The following is a 17,797-nucleotide window of genomic DNA, read 5'->3' on the forward strand; positions in this document are numbered from 1 at the left end:
CCATGACCACGAATTCCAAGAACCTGCTCGTCGAACTGTTCGTCGAGGAACTCCCACCCAAGGCGCTGAAGAAGCTGGGCGAGGCCTTCGCCGGCGTGCTGCGCGACCAGCTCGTCGCACTTGGCCTGGCCGATGCCAACTCGGTGCTCACGTCCTATGCCTCACCGCGCCGCCTGGGTGCGCACCTGACGAACGTCGTGGCGCAGGCCGCCGACAAGGCCGTGTCGCAGAAGCTGATGCCGGTCACGGTCGGCCTCGATGCGGGCGGCAACGCCACGCCGGCATTGCTCAAGCGCCTGGGTGCGCTGGGCGCCGACGCGTCGGCCGTGGCCACGCTCAAGCGGGCGCTCGACGGCAAGGCCGAGGCGCTGTTCTACGAAAGCACCGCCCAGGGCGCCACGCTGGCCGACGGCCTGCAGAAGGCGCTGGCCGACGCCATCGCCAAGCTGCCGATCCCCAAGGTCATGAGCTACCAGCTCGAGAACGGCGAGCTGCCCGGCTGGACCAGCGTGAGCTTCGTGCGCCCGGCGCACGGCCTGGTCGCGCTGCACGGCGGTGACGTGGTGCCGGTCGAGGCGCTGGGCCTTGCGGCCGGCCGCGAGACGCACGGGCACCGCTTCGAGGCCAAGGTCGACCCGGTGGTGCTGCGCGATGCCAGCAGCTACGCGCTGCAGCTGGAAGAAGAGGGTGCCGTGATCGCCGGCTTCGAAGCCCGCCGCACCGAGATCGCCCGCCAACTGGCGCTGGCCGCCGCGAAGGTCGGCGGTGGCGCCAAGCCGATCGACGACGACGCGCTGCTCGACGAAGTCACCGCGCTGGTCGAGCGGCCCAACGTGCTGGTCTGCAGCTTCGAGCGCGAGTTCCTCGACGTGCCGCAGGAATGCCTCATCCTCACGATGAAGGCCAACCAGAAGTACTTCCCGCTGCTCGACGCGGCCGACAAGCTCACCAACCAGTTCCTGGTCGTCAGCAACATCACGCCCGACGACGCCAGCGCGGTGATCCAGGGCAACGAGCGCGTGGTGCGCCCGCGCCTGGCCGACGCCAAGTTCTTCTTCGACCAGGACCGCAAGAAGTCGCTGGCTTCGCGTGTCGAGTCGCTCGGCAAGGTGGTCTATCACAACAAGCTGGGCACGCAGGGCGAACGCGTGACGCGCGTGATGCACATCGCGCGCGCCATCGCCGAGCAACTGGGCGACGGCACGCTCGCCGCGCAGGCGACCCAGGCCGCGCAGCTCGCCAAGGCCGACCTGGTGACCGACATGGTCGGCGAGTTCCCCGAGCTGCAGGGCACCATGGGCCGCTACTACGCGCTGCACGACGGCCTGGCCGTCGACGTGGCCGACGCCATCGAGGACCACTACAAGCCGCGCTTCGCCGGCGACACCCTGCCACGCGGCGAAGTCGGCGTGGTGGTGGCGCTGGCCGACAAGCTCGAGACGCTGGTGGGCATGTTCGGCATCGGCAACCTGCCCACCGGCGACCGCGACCCCTTCGCGCTGCGCCGGCATGCGCTGGGTGTCGTGCGGATGCTGATCGAGAAGGATTTGCCGCTGGACCTGAAAGCGCTGCTGACCGGCGCCGCCGCCGTGTTCCAGGGCATCGACGGTTTCGACCGCGACCGCGCCGTGGTCGACCTGGAAGGCTTCATCCTCGACCGCCTCGCCGGCAGCCTGCGCGAGCAGGGCGCCAGCGCGCAGGAAGTCGACGCCGTGCTGGCCCCGCAGCCGCAGCGCCTGGGCGATGTGCCCAAGCTGCTGGCGGCCGTCCGCGCCTTCGCCGCACTGCCCGAGGCGCCGGCCTTGGCCGCCGCCAACAAGCGCATCGGCAACATCCTGAAGAAATCCCCGGAGGCCGACGCGCACGTCAGCCCGGTGCTGCTGCAGGAGCCGGCCGAAAAGTCGCTGCACGCCGCGATGGAACGCATCGTGCCCGCGGCCGACGCCCAGTTCGACGCTGGCGACTACACCGCGTCGCTGCAGACCCTGGCCGCCCTGCGCGCGCCGGTCGACGCCTTCTTCGACGATGTGATGGTGAACGCCGAACAGGTCGATTTGCGCCTCAACCGCCTCGGGCTGCTGAAGCTGCTGCACGCGGCGATGAACCGCGTGGCGCTGCTGGAGCGGCTGGCAGCCTGATCGAATCCACGCGAGGCCCATCATGAAACTCGTCATCCTCGACCGCAACGGCAGCATCAACCTGCACCGCGACGACTTCGTCAAGAGCGAGGTCGAGTGGACGCCGCTGCCGCAGGCCCTTGAAGCCATCGCCAGGCTCAACCATGCGGGTTGGCATGTGGTGATCGCGTCGAACCAGTCGGGCCTCGGCCGCGGGCTGTTCGATGTGGTCTCGCTCAACGCCATGCACGCGAAGATGCACAAGATGCTGGCCGCCGTCGGTGGCCGGGTCGACGCGATCTTCTATTGCCCGCACAGCCCCGACGAGGACTGCGGCTGCCGCAAGCCCAAGCCCGGCCTGTTCCTGCAGATCGGCGAGCGCTATGGCGTCGACCTGGCCAACGTACCGACCGCCGGCGACAGCCTGCGCGACCTGCAGGCCGGGGCGGCGGCCGGCTGCGAGCCGCACCTGCTGCTGACCGGCATGGGCGCGGCCTGCCGCAACGTCGACCCGCTGCCGCCCGACTACCCGGCCAACACGCGGGTGCACGACGACCTGTCGGCCTTCGTCGATTTCCTGCTCGCGCGCGAGGCGCAGAAGGCGGCCTTGCAGGTGGCCGTCTGATGGCCTTCGTGCGTTCGGTGCTCCACATGGGGTGGATGCTGGTCACCGTGATTCCCTGGGGCATCATCATGTGCGTGGCGTCGATCTGGCGCCGCGGCGAGCCGCTGTACTGGATGGCCGCGCGCTGGCTCGGCTGGGCCATCGGCGGGGCGCGGGTCATCCTCGGCATCCGCACGCGCGTCACCGGCATGGAGAACCTGCCGCAGGAGCAGCGTGCGGGCGCGGTGCTGCTGGTCAAGCACCAGTCCACGCTCGAGACCTTCCTCATGCCCACGCTGATGCCGCACCCGCTGGCCTACGTGTTCAAGAAGGAACTGATCTACGTGCCTTTCTTCGGCTGGGCGATGGCGCGACTGGACATGATCCACATCGACCGCAGCCAGCGCGCGCAGGCGTTCAACAAGGTGGTGAAGCAGGGCCGCGCGCTGCTGGCGCAAGGCATCTGGATCATCATGTTCCCCGAAGGCACCCGCATCCCACGCGGCCAGCAGGGCACCTACAAGAGTGGCGGCACGCGCCTCGCGGTGGAGACCGGCGCACCGGTGATCCCGATCGCCGTCACCTCGGCCAAGGTCTGGCCGCGCAAGGCCTTCGTCAAGCGGCCCGGCATCGTCGACGTGTCGATCGGCCCGGCCATCTCCAGCGTCGGCCGCAAGCCCGACGAACTGATGCGCGAGGTCGAAGCGTGGATCGAAGCCGAGATGCGCCGGCTCGACCCCGAGGCCTACCGCTGAGCGGGTGCGTGCGATGCGCGGCCTGATGCAATTCACCCTGGACCTGTTCGACGAGCTGCGCGCCGAGGTGCCTGCGCCCGCGGCGGCGCCTGCAGCGCCGAAGGCCGTCGAGCCCCACGGCCCGTCGCTGCCCGCCGTGCCGCTGTCCGACACGTTGCGCCTCCAGCGCTTCGTCCATCCGCGCGCCACACGCGAAGCGGTGCTGGGCCATGCGCAGGTCGCCTACGAATTCGCGCGCGGCAAGCGTCGCACCATCGGCTTCGTGGTCGGTGCCGAAGGCCTGTCGGTGCGTGCGCCGCGCTGGGTCGCGCTGCGCGACGTCGACGCGGCGCTGCAGGAGAAGGCCGACTGGATCGTGCGCAAGCTCGACGAGGCGCAGCAGCGCCACGAGCGGCTCGAATCCGCGCGCATCGAATGGAAGGACGGCGCACGCATCCCGTTCCTCGGCGAACAGGTCACGGTGCGGCTCGACCCGCGCCATGCCTTCGACGGCGTCGGCGCGATGCTCGACGCCGAGCCGGGCGAGAGCGGGGCGCGCGCGCTGCACCTGTCGGTGGCGAACAATGCGACCACGGCGCAGATCCGCGACGCCGCCCAGGCCTGGCTCATGCGCCAGGCCAAGCGCATCTTCCAGGAAAGGCTGACGCTGTATGCGCCGCAGCTCGGCGTGCGCTGGACCAAGATGTCGCTGTCGAACGCCGCCACGCGCTGGGGCAGCGCCAGCGCCGACGGCGCCATCCGCCTGAACTGGCGGCTGGTGCACTACCGCATGCCGGTGATCGACTACGTGGTGGTGCACGAGCTCGCGCACCTGCGCGTGATGGACCACAGCCCGCGCTTCTGGGAAACGGTCGAGAGCGTGGTGCCGGACTACGGCGCGCTGCGGCAGCAACTCAAGGACGAGCCGGTTCCGCGCTGGTAATCGGCGCCATCGCGCCCAGGTCGACGGCGCACACCGTCATCGAGTTCTGGCAACATCTGGTCACAACAACGACCAGATGGAGTGCTGAATGACAGCTGAATCGACTGTTCGGGCCGACCTTGTGAAGGTCTTCCTGCTGACCGTGGCATGGCTGTTCGTCATTCCCGCAGCCACGCTCTTCTTTATCGATTACGCGTTGCGCACGCAGGACGCGGCCTTCCTCGAGCGGGTCGAGCAGCGGGTCGCCGCCGACACCCGCCGTTCTCCCGACGAGAAGCGCGAGTTGATCGGGTTCTACCGTGCGCATCCGCTCTCGGCGGCCTGCAGCGCGTCGGGGCCGGACGAGCAGGCATTCCACGACCAGGTCTGCGAAACCTATTCGATGCATTGGCAGTTCCATGGGGCAGAGCGCGCGGCCCGGGCAACGCTGTGGCTCGGTGTCGCGCTGCTGCTGACCGCGCTCGCCCTGGGCGCGCTGGCCTTCGTCAACCGCGGCCTGCGCTACGCGAGCTTCGTCGCCGGCTGGCGGGTGATCACGGTCGGCAGCGCGGTCGAGGTGGTGCTGCAGAGCGCGATGGTGGTCTGGCTGTCGTTCTGGGTCACCGCCTATTTCTGGGAGCGCTACTACATCAAGCTGGTGGGCATCGCCGGCGTCGCGGCGGCGGCCGCCGTGTTCTTCGCGATCTACACCTTGTTCAAGAAGTCGGCCAGCGCCAACGAGATCGAGGGAGACCTGCTCACGCCCGAGGCCGCACCACGGCTCTGGCAGCGCATCCGCACGCTGGCCGCACAGGTCGAGACGGCGCCGCCGGACCAGGTGATCGCCGGCATCGATACCAACTTCTTCGTGACCGAGGCGCCTTGCGTGGTGCAGGGCCAGGCGGTTCAGGGCCGCACGCTCTTCATCAGCATTCCGCTGTTGCGGGTGCTCGACACGCAGGAGGCCGACGCCGTGCTGGCGCATGAACTCGCGCATTTGGGCGGTGGCGACACGAAGAGCAGCGCCATGCTCGGACCGAAGCTGCAGCAGTTCGACCAGTACACCTGGGAAATGCGCGGCGGCGGCCTGACGATCGTTGCGCATTACGTGCTGCGGCTCTACCGCATGATCTTTTCCTTTGCGCTGTCACGCGACAGCCGGGAGCGCGAGTACACCGCCGACCGGGTGGCGGCGGGCCTGACCGCACCGCGCGCGATCGTGCAGTCCCTCATCAAGATATCGGCGTATGCCAGCTACCGCAACGACGTGGAACATCGGCTGTTCGCGCAAGATCGCCAGCATGGCGCCTCGCTCGGCATCGCCGGCTACGTGGCCGAGGGCCTGCAGCCCTACGCGCGGTCCGACGCGTTCATCGCCACCATGCAGACGGCCGGCGTGCCGCATCCGTACGACAGCCACCCCCCGCTGCTCGAGCGCATGCGGAACGTGGGGCACACGGTGGGCGAGCAGGACTATGGCGCCATCGTCACCACCGTGCCGGAGGCGTCATGGGTCGACGACATGCCGACGGCGCACGAGATCGAGCAGCGACTTTGGGCCCGCTACGAGCAGCAGTTCTCGGAATCGCACGAACGCAGCCTGGCCTACCGCTACGAACCCGCGAACGAGGAGGAGCGTGCGGTGGTGCTGCGCCATTTCCCGCCGGTCGCGTTCGCGCTCAAGAACGACGCGCGCATCGAGGTGAGCTACCAGGGCATGCACGCGACCGCTGACGGCGGCCAGCCCATCGGGTGGGACGAGGTCAAGGGCCTGGCCTTCAGCAACAGCAGTTTCGGCAACACGCTGGTGGTGACCCACTTCGACAAGGGCGTGCTGGGTTCACGCACCACCAAGATCAAACTGCGCGGCCTGGGGAAGGACGAAGCCACATTCAAGGCGGTGGTCAGCCAATACTGGCACCGCCATCAGGTGATGCGCGCGCAGCAGGCGGCGCGGGAGGTGATCACTCCTTGACCGACCCCGTCATCCCCGACACGTAGTACTCGACGAAGAACGAGTAGATGAAGGCCACCGGCAGCGAGCCGAGCAGCGCGCCGGCCATCAGCGGGCCCCACTGGTACACGTCGCCCTGCACCAGCTCGGTCACCACGCCCACCGGCAGCGTCTTCATTTCCGACGACGAGATGAAGGTCAGCGCGTAGATGAACTCGTTCCACGACAGCGTGAAGGCGAAGATGCCCGCCGAAATGAGGCCGGGCACCGCCAGCGGCAGCACGATCTTCACCAGGATCTGCCAGCGGTTCGCGCCGTCGATCAGCGCGCACTCCTCCAGCTCGGCCGGAATGGAGCGGAAGTAGCCCATCAGCAGCCAGGTGCAGAAAGGGATGAGGAAGGTCGGGTAGGTGAGGATCAGCGCCCAGCGCGTGTCGAACAGGCCAAGGTTGAACACCACGTTGGCCAGCGGGATGAACAGGATCGACGGCGGCACCATGTACGCCAGGAAGATCGACAGGCCCACCTGCTTGGACCCCTTGAAGCGCAGCCGCTCGATGGCGTAGGCCGCGAACACCGAAGCGGCGAGCGACACGAAGGTCGACACCACCGACACCAGCACCGTGTTCCACAGCCATTGCGGGTAGGCCGTCTCGAACAGCAGCTTGTAGAAGTGCTGCAGCGTCGGCTTGATGACCCAGAACGGGTTGCCGTCGCGCGCCAGCAGCTCGGCCTCGGGCTTCACCGAGGTCACGGCCATCCAGTAGAACGGGAACAGCAGCACGATCAGGAACAGCACGAGCGGGATGTAGACCGTCACCGCCTTGCGCGGGATCGAGTCCAGGTAGCTCATGCCGACGGTGTCGGCTTGGCTCGGATTGCTCATTTGTCGCTCCCACCTTGTTGCCATGCACGACGCTGCAGGCCGAAGAAACTGAACATCACGCAGGCCAGCAGGAAGGGCACCATCGCGATCGCGATCGCTGCACCTTCACCCAGGGCACCGCCGGAGATGGCGCGTTGGAACGAGAGCGTGGCCATCAGGTGCGTCGCGTTCAGCGGGCCGCCGCGGGTGATCACGTAGATCAGCTGGAAGTCGGTGAAGGTGAACAGCACCGAGAAGGTCATGACCACCGCGATGATGGGCGTGAGCAGCGGCATCGTCACGTGGCGGAACTGCTGCCAGGGCGTCGCGCCGTCGATGGCGGACGCCTCGTAGTACGAAGGGGAAATCGTCTGCAGCCCGGCCAGCAGCGTGATCGCCACGAAGGGCACGCCGCGCCAGACGTTGGCGATGATCACCGAGATGCGCGCGTTCCACGGGTCGCCGAGGAAGTCGATGTAGTGGTCGATCAGCCCCATCTTCACCAACGCCCAGCTGACGATGGAGAACTGCGAGTCGTAGATCCACCAGAAGGCGATGGCCGACAGCGCGGTCGGCACGATGTAGGGCAGCAGGATCACCGCCCGGAAGAAGGTCTTGAAGCGGATGTTCTTGTTCAGCAGGATTGCGAGGTACAGCCCGAGCAGGAACTTGAACACGCTCGCCACGAAGGTATAGAACAGCGTGTTGAACAACGCGAGCCGCGTGACCGCGTCGCCCCACAGGTACTCGTAGTTCTCGAGGCCGATCCACTGCCCCGGCCGGCCGACCTTGGCATCGGTGAAGCCGAGCCAGGTGCCCAGCCCGAGCGGGTAGGTCAGGAACACCAGCAGCAACAGCGCCGCCGGCAGCATGAACATGGCGCCGAGCGCGTTGCGACTGTTCTGGAATCGGACCAGGAGGTTCATGGGACGAGGAGTGGTCGAGAGACAGGGGCGCCCGCCCGGCACCGCGATGCCGGACGGGCGGGGACGCTCAGAGCTTGTAGTAGCGCTCGGCGCGCTTCTGCGCGCGCTCGGCCGCTTCCTTCGGCGTCTTCGATCCACTTGCGGCCTCGGCCACCATGTTCGGGATGATGAAGTCCGCTGCGGCGCCGGCCGAGGCGTAGCCCAGCTTGCCGTCGTAGCCGCCCGGGCGCAGGTTCTTCACCGAGTCGCGGTAGGGCGTGTTCTTCGGGTCCGAACTCCAGATCACGCTGTTTTCGTAGTAGCGCAGCGGCTGGGCCACATAGCCGCCGCCGCCCTGCAGCCAGGGGTCGAACTGCTCCTTCTCCATCATGAAGCGCAGGAACTCCTTGGAGGCCTGCGGAAACTTCGTGTACTTCATGATCATCTGGTTGAAGAACAGGTGCGACTCGGTCGGCACGCCCACCGGCCCGATCGGGAACACGGCGTGGTTGATGTCCGCGGCCATCTCCTTGATCTTCGGGTCGGCCGAGTTCTTGGCGGCGTAGTACACCGAGATGCCGTTGTTCGTCACGCTGATCTGCCCGTCGAGGAAGGCCTTGTTGTTGTTCGGGTCCAGCCACGACAGCGTGCCGGGGATGAAGTTGGCGTACAGCTCCTTGCCGTACTCCAGCGCCTTGAGCGTTTCGGGGCTGTCGATCACGACCTTGTTGGTCTTGTCCACCAGTTTGCCGCCGTGCGACCAGATCAGCCAGTTGCACCAGGTGCTGTCGCCGGTCGCGTTGCCCAGCGCCATGCCGCCCGGCGTGCCCTTTTCCTTGAGCGCCTTGTAGAGCTTGAGGAAGTCGTCGGTGTTCTTCGGGAAGGTCGCGAAGCCGGCCGCCTTCACCATGCTCTCGCGGTAGACGATGAGCGAGCCCGAGGCGCCCAGCGGCAGGCCCAGCCAGCGTTTGCCGTCGGGGCGCATGAAGGTCTCGCCGGCCGGGTACCAGCCGCCGTATTTCTTGCCCAGGTACTCGGCCAGGTCGGTCACGTCGAGCAGCTTGTCGGGGTAGAGGTTGGCGTCGTCGTTGGTTGACAGGATGATGTCCGGCCCGGCGCCGGTGTTGGCCGCCACGGCCGCCTTCGGGCGCACGTCTTCCCAGCCTTCGTTGTCCACGCGCACCTCGACACCGGTGGCCTCGGTGAACTTCTTGACGTTGGCCATGTAGGCATCGATGTCGCCCTGCACGAAGCGGCTCCAGCGCAGCACGCGCAGCTTGGCGCCCTTCTCGGGCTTGAACGTCATGTTCTGCGCATGGGCGAAGGGCGCGAAGAGAGCGGTGCCGGCGCCGACCGACGCGGCTGCGGCCACGCCGGCCGTGCCTTCGAGAAACTTGCGGCGATTGAAATCACTCATTCGATGTCTCCTGTCTTGTTGAACGAACCGGGAAGCGAAAGTCAAGCCGCGAGTCTTTGCCCGCTGGCCGCGTCGAAGAGGTGGGCGCGCTGCAGGTCTGGCTGCAGGTGGATGGTGCTGCCGGGCGCGAAGTCGTGGCGCTCGCGGAACACGGCCGACAGCTCGGTGCCTTCGTGCCGGCACGCGACGAAGGTGTCCATGCCGGTGGGTTCCATCACCGCCACGCGCGCCGGGATGCCGCCGCTCGACGCCAGGGCGAGGTGCTCGGGCCGCGTGCCGTAGACGACCGGTTGCCCGTCGGCGCCGCCCGCGTGCAGCGGCGCGTCGAGCTGCGTGCCGTCCTTCAATTCAACGCGCGCCGCGCCGCCGCTGCGGCGCAGCGTGCCCGGCAGGAAGTTCATCGCCGGCGAACCGATGAAGCCGGCCACGAACTGGTTGGCCGGGTGGTCGTACAGATCCAGCGGTGTGCCGGTCTGTTCGATGCGCCCGTCGCGCATCACCACGATCTTGTCGCCCATGGTCATCGCTTCGATCTGGTCGTGCGTGACGTAGATCGACGTGGTCTTGAGCCGCTGGTGCAGTTCCTTGATCTCGCTGCGCATCGCCACGCGCAGCTTGGCGTCGAGGTTCGATAGCGGCTCGTCGAAGAGAAAGACCTGCGGGTCACGCACGATGGCGCGGCCCATCGCCACGCGTTGGCGCTGGCCGCCCGAGAGCTGGCGCGGGTAGCGGTCGAGCAGCGGCGTGAGCGCGAGGATCTCGGCCGCGCGCTGTACCTTGCTCGTGATGGTCGCCTTGTCGGCCTTGGCCAGCGTCAGCGAGAACGCCATGTTGTCGCGCACCGTCATGTGCGGGTAGAGCGCGTAGTTCTGGAACACCATCGCGATGTCGCGCTCTTTTGGCGGCAGGTCGTTCACCCGCTTCTCGCCGATGCGGATCTCGCCGCCGTGGATTTCTTCGAGCCCCGCGATCATCCGCAGCAGCGTCGACTTGCCGCAGCCCGACGGGCCGACCAGCACCGTGAACGAACCGTCGGGAATATCGATGTCGACGCCATGGAGGATGGGGACGTCGCCAAAGCTCTTCTTGACCGCCTGAATCGTGACACTGGCCATGCAATGCAATCCTGTGGGTTCGCGAGGGAAGGCGACGTGGAGACCTCCGCGTCGCAGCAGCCCGCGCAGTATCTGCCGCTCTCATGCAACCGGTATCAGGGCAAACCGGTAGGAGAAAACCCCCGGTGATTTGTATGATCACCCGATAACCGTGCGCCAAAACTCCGCTGCCGTGCAGGCAAACCGCTCTCCTGTCCGCCCTTCCGCCGAACCGCTCCGCCTCATGGCGGATCGGCTGTCCGATCGCCTCGCGCAGCGCCTGGGCGACCAGATCGATTCCGGTGCGCTGCGGCCCGGCGACCGCCTGCCCACCGAACAGCAACTCGCCGTCGCGCACGGCGTGTCGCGCACGGTCGTGCGCGAGGCGGTGCACCAGCTGCGCTCGCGTGCGCTGCTGGTGTCACGGCAGGGCTCGGGCGTGTTCGTGGCGCAGACGCCCACCCACCAGCCGCTGGCCTTCGACCCGACGGTGCTCGATTCGGTGCAGGCCGTGGTGCACGTGGTCGAGGTGCGCCGCGTGCTCGAAGGCGAGATCGCCGCGCTCGCGGCCGAACGCGCCACGCGTGCGCAGATCGCATCGCTTCGGCGCGCCCTCAAGGCCATCGATGCCGCAGTCGCGGCCGGCCAGGACGGCGTGGCCGAAGACCTGGCCTTCCACCGCGTCATCGGCGAGTCGAGCGGCAACCCGCAGTTCCGATTGCTGCTCGGCTTTCTCGAGCAGTACCTGCGCGAAGGCATGCGCATCACGCGCGGCAACGAAGCGCGGCGGCTCGACTTCATGGAAGCGGTGCAGCACGAGCACCGCGCCATCGTCGAGGCCATCGCCGCGCGCGACCCGGACGAAGCCCGCCGCTGCGCCACGCACCACATCCTGCATGGCGAGCAGCGGCTGGTCGAAGGCGGCGTCATCTCGGGGCGCCGCAAACGAAAAACCTCAAAGGAGACTGACCCATGAAACTACTCATCACCGGCGGCGGCGGCTTTCTCGGCGCGCGGCTCGCGCGCACCCTGCTGGCCCGCGGCACCCTCGACGGCCAGCGCATCGAACGCCTGGTGCTGACCGACATCGCACCGCCACCGGCCGACCTCGTGGCCGACCCGCGCGTCGAGGCCCGTACCGGCCCGCTGCTGACGCAGACCGACGCCCTGAAGACCGAGGCCTTCGACGGCGTGTTCCACCTGGCCTCGGCCGTATCGGGCGAATGCGAGGCCGACTTCGACCTCGGCCTGCGCTCCAACCTCGACAGCACGCGCGCGCTGCTCGACGCGTTGCGCGCCCACGTGAACGCCGGCGGCAAGGTGACGCGCTTCGTCTTCTCGAGCTCGGTCGCGGTGTTCGGGCCCGACCCGGCCGTGCCCTTTCCCAAGCTGGTGGCCGACGACACGCTGCCCACGCCGCAGACCTCGTACGGCACGCAGAAGCTGATCTGCGAACACCTCATCGCCGACTACACGCGCAAGGGTTACCTCGACGGCCGCGCGGCGCGCCTGATGACGGTGACGGTGCGCCCCGGCAAGCCCAACGGCGCCGCCTCGTCCTTCTTCAGCGGCATCATCCGCGAGCCGTTGGCGGGCATGGAATCGATCTGCCCGGTGTCGCCCGACGTGTCACACCCGATGGCCTCGCCCACCCGCACCGTCGAAGGGCTCATCGCCGTCTACGAAGCCACGCGCGAGGCTTTCGTCGGCCGCACCGCGCTCAACCTGCCCGGCCTGAACGTGCGCGTGGCCGACATGCTCGACGCGCTGGAAGAAGTCGCCGGCCCCAAGGTGCGCGCGCTGGTGCGCTTCGAGCGCGACGAGCGCGTGGCCGGCATCGTGGCCAACTGGCCGAGCGGTGCGACCGCGGTGCGTGCCGGCCGGCTCGGCCTGCACCCGCACGACAACTTCGCCGACATCATTCGGCTGTACATCGACGACTGCAAGGCGCAGCCGAACGCCGATCAAACCCTGAAGGGACTCTCCCTGTGAAAAAGAAAAGCCCCACGCCCCGCAGCCAACCCAAGAAGCCTGCGGGCGCACTGAAACTGCGCTCGCAGGCCTGGTTCGACAACCCGGCCAACACCGACATGACCGCGCTCTACCTGGAGCGCACGATGAACTACGGCCTGGGCTTCGACGAGCTGCAGTCGGGCCGCCCGATCATCGGCATCGCGCAGACCGGCTCGGACATCGCGCCCTGCAACCGCCACCACATCGTGCTGGCCGAGCGCGTGAAGGAAGGCATTCGCGATGCGGGCGGCATCGCCTTCGAGTTCCCGATCCACCCGATCCAGGAGACCTGCAAGCGCCCGACCGCCGCGCTCGACCGCAATCTGCAGTACCTGTCGCTGGTCGAGATCCTCTACGGCTACCCGATCGACGGCGTGGTGCTCACCACTGGCTGCGACAAGACCACACCGGCGCAACTGATGGCGGCCGCCACGGTCGACATCCCGGCCATCGCGCTCAACTCCGGCCCCATGCTCAACGGCTGGTACAAGGGCGAGCGCACCGGCTCGGGCACCATCGTGTGGAAGGCGCGCGAGCTGCTCGCCGCCGGCGAGATCGACGACAAGGGCTTCCTGAAACTCGTTGCGTCCTCGGCCCCGTCGACCGGCCACTGCAACACCATGGGCACCGCGTCGACGATGAATTCGCTGACCGAAGCGCTCGGCATGACGCTGCCGGGAAGCGCCGCGATCCCCGCGCCGTACCGCGACCGCCAGGAGATGGCGTACATGACGGGCAAGCGCATCGTCGAGATGGTGCGCGAGAACCTGAAGCCCTCGGACATCATGACCCGCGCCGCCTTCGAGAACGCGATCATCGTGAACTCGGCCATCGGCGGTTCGACCAACGCGCCGATCCACCTGAACGCGATCGCGCGCCACATCGGCGTCGAGCTGCACACGGCCGACTGGGAAAAGTACGGCTACAAGATCCCGCTGCTGGTGAACATGCAGCCGGCCGGCGAATACCTCGGCGAGGACTACTACCGCGCCGGCGGCGTGCCGGCGGTGGTGGCCGAGCTGATCGCCAAGGGCCTGATCCAGCCCGCGCTCACGGCCAACGGCAAGACGATCGTCGAGAACTGCGAAGGCCGCTTCACCGAAGACCGGAAGGTGATCTTCCCGTACGCCAAGCCGATGAAGAAGAACGCCGGCTTCCTGAACTTCAAGGGCAACCTGTTCGACTCGGCCATCATGAAGACGAGCGTGATCACGCCGGAGTTCCAGGCGCGCTACCTCAACGATGCCAACGACCCGATGGCCTTCGAGGGAACGGCCGTGGTGTTCGACGGGCCGGAGGACTACCACGCGCGCATCGACGACCCGAAGATGAAGATCGACGAACGCAGCGTGCTCTTCATGCGCGGCGTCGGCCCGGTCGGCTACCCCGGCGCGGCCGAGGTGGTGAACATGCGCGCGCCGAGCTACCTGCTGAAGAAGGGCATCACCGCATTGCCGTGCATCGGCGACGGCCGGCAGTCGGGCACCTCGGGCTCGCCGTCGATCCTGAATGCTTCGCCCGAAGCCGCGACCGGTGGCGCACTGGCGCTGCTGCGCACCGGCGACCGCGTGCGCATCGACCTGAAGAAGCGCACGGCGAACATGCTGGTGTCGGACGACGAGCTGGCCAAGCGCCGGGCGAAGCTCGATGCCGCCGGCGGATACCCCTACCCGCCGAGTCAGACGCCGTGGCAGGAGATCCAGCGCGCCGTGGTCGACGAGCTGTCCGAAGGCATGGTGCTCAAGCCGGCGGTGAAGTACCAGAAGATCCATGCGACGTTTGGGGTGCCGCGGGACAACCACTGATTTTTGTTGTTTCGTTGGCTGCGTGGTGGGGCGCGGGCCACGGGCGGCGGGTGGCCCCTTCCGCTCATGTCCCCCGCCTGCGGCTCCTCCTTGACTTCGCTGCAGGGGCCATCCACCACCCGCGGCCCGGGGACGCGCTGTAGGTGTTCAGGGGGGCACCACCGCCGCTACCCGGATCAGGGCGGTGCGGTGTACTGCGCAGCGAAATAAAGGAGGAGGCCGCAGGCCGGGGGACATTCGCGGAGCAGTGCACCGTGGCGCCCTGATCCCAGCGCGAAGTCCAAGAATCCCCGGCATCCGCCTGCAAGCGATGTAGGCGCATTCATCGGTGACCCGCCGCCGTCTTGCGGCAAGGTCACGCAGTGACTTCCATCCTGCAGACTCTTTTTCCTCGCCGCCGACTGACCGTCGCCGCCGTGCTCTCGCTGGGCCTCCACGGCGTCGGCACGGCGCAGACATCGGCGCCTTCGCCCTGGGCGACGCGCCTGTCCGCTTCGCTCTCGCAGATCGACGCCGACCATTCGGCCCGCATCGGCGTCTATGTGCGCGACCTCGACACGGGAGAGACCGTGTCGCACAAGTCCACGCAGCGCTGGTACCTCGCCTCCATGGTCAAGGTGCCGGTCGCCATCGCCGTGCTGCGCGGCGTGGAGCGCGGCGACTTCACGCTCGACACGCCGGTGACGCTTCGCGCGTCCGACTACGTCGACGGCGCGGGCAGCACCAACCACCGGCCGGTGGGCGCCTCGGTGCGCATCCGCGCGCTGCTGGAGCAGATGATTCTCTACAGCGATAACACCGCGAGCGACATGCTGATCGACCTGGTGGGCATCGCCGAGGTCAATGCGGTGGTCGAGTCGCTGGTGCCCGGCCGGTTCGGCCGCATCACGCGCCTGTCCGATGTGCGTCGCGCGATCTATGGGCAGCTCACGCCGCGTGCGGAGCGGCTCGAAGGGCGAGACCTGCTCGCGCTGCGCCGTCAGGCGAACGATGCGGAGCGGCTCAAGCTGCTGTCGCATCTCACAGGCACGCCCGTCGCCGAATTCCGCCAGCCCAGCCTTGACGCGGCCTACGCCGTCTACTACGCGAGCGGCCTGAACGCCGCACCGCTCGACGCCTACGGCGAGCTGCTCGAGGCGTTGGTCGACGGCAAGGCGCTGCGGCCCACCTACACCGGCTACCTGCTGGCGATGATGGAACGCGTCGTCACCGGCAAGCGCCGCATCCAGCTGGGCCTGCCCAAAGACGTGCGCTTCGCGCAGAAGACCGGCACGCAGCGTGGCCGCATCTGCGACGGCGGGCTCATTCGCACGCAGGCCGCCGCGTCGACTCCGCGCCGCATTCTGGTCGTCGCCTGCACGCGCGACGAGCCGTCGCTCGAACGTTCCGAAATGGCCCTGGCGCAAGTCGGGGCCGCCATCTGCAGGTCCGGCCTGCTCAACGAAGGGGTCACCCATGCGTCGTCCTGCCCTGTGCTTCCGGGCGCTGATCGCCTGCCTGCCGTTCCTGCTGAGCGTTGATGCGGCGCGTGCCGCCGATTGGTCCGATGCGCTTGCGCGTGCGGTTGAAGGCATCGACCGCGATTCGCCGGGCACGCTCGGCGTGTACGTCAAGCGGCTGAACGGCGGCGAGGCCTTTTCCTATGGCGCCGACCGCTTCTGGTACCTCGGCTCGACCGCCAAGGTGCCGATCGCCATCGCCACGCTGCAGGCCGTCGATGCCGGCCGGCTGAAGCTGTCGGACACGCGCAAGCTCGAGCCCACCGACCGCATCGAGGCCGGGCAACTGGTGTGGCGACCGGTCGGCACGCCGATGACGATCGACTTCCTGCTCAACCGCATGCTCGTCGACAGCGACAACACGGCCGCCACGATGCTGGTGCGCATCGTCGGCGAGGACCGGATGAACGAGAGCGCGCGCGCCGCCATGGGCGCCGACGGCCTCAAGCGGCTCACGTCGCTGGCGCAGGTGCGCTACGACGTGTACGCCGAGATCCATCCCGATGCGCGCAAGCTGACGAACGACCAGCTGGTGCGCGTGGCCTCCGCCCCGCTCGGTCCGCAGCGTGTCGACGCAGTGCGGCGCGCGCTCGGCGTGCCGGCGTCGGCGCTGCAGGCGAAGACGATCGACGAGGCGTATGCGCGTTACTACAAGACGGGGGCGAACTCGGCCACGCTGGTGGCCTACGGCGGCCTGCTCGAGAAGCTGGTGCGTGGCGAGCTGCTGTCGCCACAGAGCACGCAGCGCATCTTCAAGGACATGAAGATCGACGTCTTCACCAACTACCGCCTGCAGGCCGGCCTGCCGCGCAGCGTGCGCTTCATCCACAAGACCGGCACGCAGTACCGAACGGCCTGCCACTCGGGTGTGATCAACCCCGGGAGCGGCGGCCGCGACGCGATCGTGGTCGTCGCCTGCGCCGCCGGCCTCGACGAACAGAAGGAGGCCGGCAAGGTGTTCGAGCGCGTCGGCCGCGCCATCACGGCGAACGTGCTGCAGGCGAAGGCTCAGCGCCCGTAGGCGGCCCCGCCGTCGACCACCAGCGTGGAGCCCATCACGTAGTCGCCAGCGCGCGAGGCCAGGAAGATCGCCGCGCCTGCCATGTCCTCCGGCGTGCCGATGCGGCCGGCCGGGATGCGGCCCTTGACCTCGTCGCCGTGGTCGCGCGCTTCCTTGTTCATGTCCGACGCGAAGGCGCCCGGGGCGATGGCGCTCACCGCGATGCGGTCGGGTGCCAGCCGCAGCGCCATGCGCCGCGTGAGGTGGATGAGGCCGGCCTTGCTCGCGGCGTACGAGTAGGTCTCCCACGGGTTCACCGACAGGCCGTCGATCGATGCGATGTGGATCACCTTGGCGAGGTGGTCGGTCGCGGCCTTGCGGAGCATCGGCGTCAGCGCCTGCGTGAGGAAGAAGGGCGCCTTCATGTTCAGGTCGACCACCTTGTCCCAGCCGCTCTCGGGGAACTCGTCGTAGGGCGCGCCCCAGGCGGCACCGGCGTTGTTGACCAGGATGTCGAGCGATTCCTCGTGCTGGGCATAAGCCGCGACCAGTGCATGCGCGCCTTCGACGGTCGACACGTCGGCCGGCAGCGAGACGCAGGGGCCGAAGGCCGACAGTTCCTTCGCGGTCTGGTCGCAGGCGGCCGCCTTGCGCGCCGAGATGTAGACCTTCGCGCCCTGCGCCAGAAAGCCCTCGGCGATCATGCGGCCGATGCCGCGCGAGCCGCCGGTGATGAGCGCGGTGCGGCCCTCGAGCGAGAAGAGGTGGGTGGTGTCCATGGTGTGTCTCCGGGTGGGTGCGTGCCGCGCCAGCTTAGTGGCCGCTGCCGGCAGCCGCCGTCACCAAGGCGCCACGCGCCGGCCTGCGC

Annotated in this window: 15 protein-coding genes; 10 read left to right on the plus strand and 5 right to left on the minus strand. The window is 68.1% G+C overall.

The annotated features are described in order from the left end of the window. Positions 1-2: 2 nt before the first annotated feature. From glyS to ACSFA2_RS19815, 5 genes are all read left to right on the plus strand, one after another. Entirely contained in the window at positions 3-2,138 is a 2,136-nt protein-coding gene (gene glyS / locus ACSFA2_RS19795; protein WP_435457037.1) for a glycine--tRNA ligase subunit beta, read from the plus strand. Positions 2,139-2,160: 22 nt separating this feature from the next. Beyond that, entirely contained in the window at positions 2,161-2,742 is a 582-nt protein-coding gene (gene gmhB / locus ACSFA2_RS19800) for a D-glycero-beta-D-manno-heptose 1,7-bisphosphate 7-phosphatase (protein WP_435457038.1), read from the plus strand. Then, entirely contained in the window at positions 2,742-3,476 is a 735-nt protein-coding gene (locus ACSFA2_RS19805; RefSeq protein WP_435457039.1) for a lysophospholipid acyltransferase family protein, read from the plus strand. Before gmhB ends, ACSFA2_RS19805 begins: the two co-directional genes overlap by 1 nt. Positions 3,477-3,501: 25 nt before the next feature. Then, positions 3,502-4,398 (plus strand): M48 family metallopeptidase, encoded by an 897-nt coding sequence (locus ACSFA2_RS19810; RefSeq protein ID WP_435457040.1) that lies wholly within the window; start codon positions 3,502-3,504, stop codon positions 4,396-4,398. An 88-nt stretch (positions 4,399-4,486) separates the two neighbouring features. Continuing rightward, the gene (locus tag ACSFA2_RS19815; RefSeq protein WP_435457041.1) at positions 4,487-6,352 is read left to right on the plus strand and encodes a M48 family metallopeptidase; all 1,866 of its coding nucleotides are present in this window, start codon (positions 4,487-4,489) and stop codon (positions 6,350-6,352) included. Here the strand turns inward: ACSFA2_RS19815 and ACSFA2_RS19820 are convergent. The 4 genes from ACSFA2_RS19820 to ACSFA2_RS19835 all read right to left on the minus strand — a co-directional run bounded on the left by ACSFA2_RS19820 (position 6,342) and on the right by ACSFA2_RS19835 (position 10,633). Then, entirely contained in the window at positions 6,342-7,217 is an 876-nt protein-coding gene (locus ACSFA2_RS19820; RefSeq protein WP_435457042.1) for a carbohydrate ABC transporter permease, read from the minus strand. The genes ACSFA2_RS19815 and ACSFA2_RS19820 overlap by 11 nt on opposite strands. Continuing rightward, positions 7,214-8,122 carry a carbohydrate ABC transporter permease gene (locus ACSFA2_RS19825; protein WP_435457043.1) on the minus strand — a complete coding sequence of 303 codons (909 nt, stop codon included), beginning with the start codon at positions 8,120-8,122 and terminating at the stop codon, positions 7,214-7,216. The genes ACSFA2_RS19820 and ACSFA2_RS19825 overlap by 4 nt, the downstream gene beginning before the upstream one ends. Positions 8,123-8,189: 67 nt before the next feature. Then, positions 8,190-9,518, minus strand: a complete 1,329-nt coding sequence (locus ACSFA2_RS19830; RefSeq protein WP_435457044.1) for an ABC transporter substrate-binding protein — start codon at positions 9,516-9,518, stop codon at positions 8,190-8,192. A 41-nt stretch (positions 9,519-9,559) separates the two neighbouring features. Continuing rightward, positions 9,560-10,633, minus strand: coding sequence for an ABC transporter ATP-binding protein (locus tag ACSFA2_RS19835; protein ID WP_435457045.1), 1,074 nt, complete (start codon positions 10,631-10,633; stop codon positions 9,560-9,562). 223 nt (positions 10,634-10,856) lie between these two features. On the opposite strand from ACSFA2_RS19835, the gene ACSFA2_RS19840 reads away from it, so the two are divergent. The 5 genes from ACSFA2_RS19840 to ACSFA2_RS19860 all read left to right on the plus strand — a co-directional run bounded on the left by ACSFA2_RS19840 (position 10,857) and on the right by ACSFA2_RS19860 (position 16,950). Next, positions 10,857-11,588, plus strand: a complete 732-nt coding sequence (locus ACSFA2_RS19840; RefSeq protein WP_435457046.1) for a FadR/GntR family transcriptional regulator — start codon at positions 10,857-10,859, stop codon at positions 11,586-11,588. Then, positions 11,585-12,604 (plus strand): D-erythronate dehydrogenase, encoded by a 1,020-nt coding sequence (gene denD, locus ACSFA2_RS19845; protein ID WP_435457047.1) that lies wholly within the window; start codon positions 11,585-11,587, stop codon positions 12,602-12,604. Before ACSFA2_RS19840 ends, denD begins: the two co-directional genes overlap by 4 nt. Then, positions 12,601-14,430 carry an IlvD/Edd family dehydratase gene (locus tag ACSFA2_RS19850; RefSeq protein ID WP_435457048.1) on the plus strand — a complete coding sequence of 610 codons (1,830 nt, stop codon included), beginning with the start codon at positions 12,601-12,603 and terminating at the stop codon, positions 14,428-14,430. The genes denD and ACSFA2_RS19850 overlap by 4 nt, the downstream gene beginning before the upstream one ends. A 362-nt stretch (positions 14,431-14,792) precedes the next feature. Beyond that, on the plus strand, positions 14,793-15,950 hold the full coding sequence (locus ACSFA2_RS19855) for a serine hydrolase (protein ID WP_435457049.1): 1,158 nt from the start codon (positions 14,793-14,795) through the stop codon (positions 15,948-15,950). Further along, positions 15,886-16,950 carry a serine hydrolase gene (locus ACSFA2_RS19860; RefSeq protein WP_435457050.1) on the plus strand — a complete coding sequence of 355 codons (1,065 nt, stop codon included), beginning with the start codon at positions 15,886-15,888 and terminating at the stop codon, positions 16,948-16,950. The genes ACSFA2_RS19855 and ACSFA2_RS19860 overlap by 65 nt, the downstream gene beginning before the upstream one ends. Here ACSFA2_RS19860 and ACSFA2_RS19865 read toward each other — a convergent pair. Beyond that, entirely contained in the window at positions 16,938-17,708 is a 771-nt protein-coding gene (locus ACSFA2_RS19865; RefSeq protein WP_435457051.1) for an SDR family oxidoreductase, read from the minus strand. The two genes, ACSFA2_RS19860 and ACSFA2_RS19865, sit on opposite strands and share 13 nt — an antisense overlap. Between the last annotated feature and the right edge of the window lie 89 nt (positions 17,709-17,797).

This window comes from Variovorax cryoconiti, assembly GCF_051216395.1.
Lineage (GTDB): Bacteria > Pseudomonadota > Gammaproteobacteria > Burkholderiales > Burkholderiaceae_C > Variovorax.